We start from the raw sequence: 2,009 nt of genomic DNA, 5'->3' as shown, positions 1-2,009 counted from the left end.
AATGCGGCTGGCAATATCACTATTACCGCCAATAGCTCCTCAACTGGAATAGTTGGCCAGGATATCTATCTCAGTGCTGGTACAACTTTAACTTCATATACCGGTAGCGTAAATATAAGCAACAACAGTACCGGCAATGGAAGTGGAATCACAATTTATGCAGCTATTTCTGCGGCCACTGGCATCACTATCAACAATACCAACGTTGGTGCTATAGGCGTACAGAGTAATGCTGCTGGAACCCTCACTACAACAGCCGGCACGATTTCTATTACCAGCACATCTACTGGCTCTGGTGTTTACGCTGAATCGCTCGCTGGTCTAATTACAGCGCCAAAAGTGACTATCACTGGAACTAATAGCACTGCAGGTGGATTGGGTGCGTCTGTTACCGGTGGAGTTACGATTACGAACGTGGCTGGAACTTATACATCAGTAGCGGATGCATTAAATATCACCACTACTGTTGGTACCAATGGAACAACTGGCGGCATCAACGTTACTACAGGTGCCATCACTAATAACTCCAATGGCGGTGATGTCACATTTAAGACCAATGGTGACATTACAGCAACATCTGCGGTCAGCTTTGCTACTGCCAATACAACGAACCATGCACAGACAATTACCTACGACACCACATCAGGCAATTTAAATAGTCAAATTACGACCGGCTCATTTACCTATGCACCTACTGGCGCCATAAGTCCGGTCAACTATATTCAAAAGGCAAGTGGTTCAGCACTAACTGTTGGAACTGTGTCGGTATCTGGATCTATCACTATTGACAATACTTTTGGCTGTAGCGGTTCGGGATGCAACCCTACAAGTGGTTATCTTACAAACGGTACGGTAGGAACTACTACTGTTACTCAAAATGGTGCCGGGGCAATTTTAGCTAGCAACCTTACTGCTGGCGGCAACATCACAATCAATGGTGTTTGGGTCGGTAGTACTAATAGTGGCGGAACCCTAAATTTGAGCGCGGGGACGATTTCCGCGGGCCAAAATACGCTCAATGGGCCCGGTGCAATTAACCTCAATCTACTCTCATATAGCCCAGTCAATACATCCTGCATCCTGTATGCGGCTGGAGTCATAACTTTTAATTCAGGCACTTCGAGCATTGCTGGTGGCGGCATCACTATTTTGGGCGGTCTCATTGGCCCTGGTGCAAGCGCTAATTCAGCAATCTATAGCACTTCGCCTGGTAACAATGTTGTAACCATGAATGCCTACAGCAGCAATATTAATATTGGCACTGTAGCGCAACCAATTAGTGCTGGCTACGTGATGTACGACGATGCATTTGGGGTATTGACTGCAACAGGGACTGGTGCGAGTGCAGGTAACGTCTCCATCTACATGCAGGCAACTAATGCTGTTGGCACAGCATTCATACACACTAAAGCGATTGTTGCCTCGAATGCTGTAACCATCGTTGCTAGTGGCCTCACTGGAACTGTGCTCTCTCAGACTGGCGCAATCACAGCTAATTCTATTTCTGTAACAGGAACGGGTACCACTGCTGCCACAGTAGTTTCTTTAGGTGCAATGACGATTAACGCGGGCGGTACAGATATTTCAGTGACTGGAAATGACACTGCAGCGGGTGGAAACACTGGCATTACCCAAACAGGCGCAATAACCCAAAATGCCAATGGCGGCAATATCACTTTCACCTCTAACAATGCGATTAGTCAAAGTGGTGCAGTAACGGTAGCTCCCAATACCAGCGGTACCGCTAGCTATATTACTTACAACACTACTAGCGGAAATCGACTATCTACGATTTCAACTGGTGCCTTAACCATTGGCGCTGGAACTAGCAGCTCTGCAATTAATTACATAGAAAAATCAAGCGGCTCTGCATTAGCAATTGGCGCAACAACAGTTCCTGGTTATATTTTGGTAGACAATACCTATGGCTGCACAGGGGCTAGTTGTACTCCAGCGAGCGGATATTTAAACATGTCTACCATTAGTACATCAAATGCTTCAACTGGTGT

General features: G+C 46.3%; 1 protein-coding gene. It reads left to right on the top strand.

What is annotated here, in order from left to right:
- Window positions 1–2,009, top strand: a 2,009-nt coding sequence (locus M2125_RS10875; protein ID WP_280742979.1) for a beta strand repeat-containing protein, incomplete at both ends; no start/stop codon positions are given.

Origin of the sequence: Polynucleobacter sphagniphilus, from assembly GCF_029892205.1 — a bacterium.
Taxonomy (GTDB): Bacteria; Pseudomonadota; Gammaproteobacteria; order Burkholderiales; family Burkholderiaceae; genus Polynucleobacter; species Polynucleobacter sphagniphilus.
The sequence above is the reverse complement of the archived record's forward strand: the minus strand, read 5'-3'. Positions and strand labels throughout refer to the sequence as shown.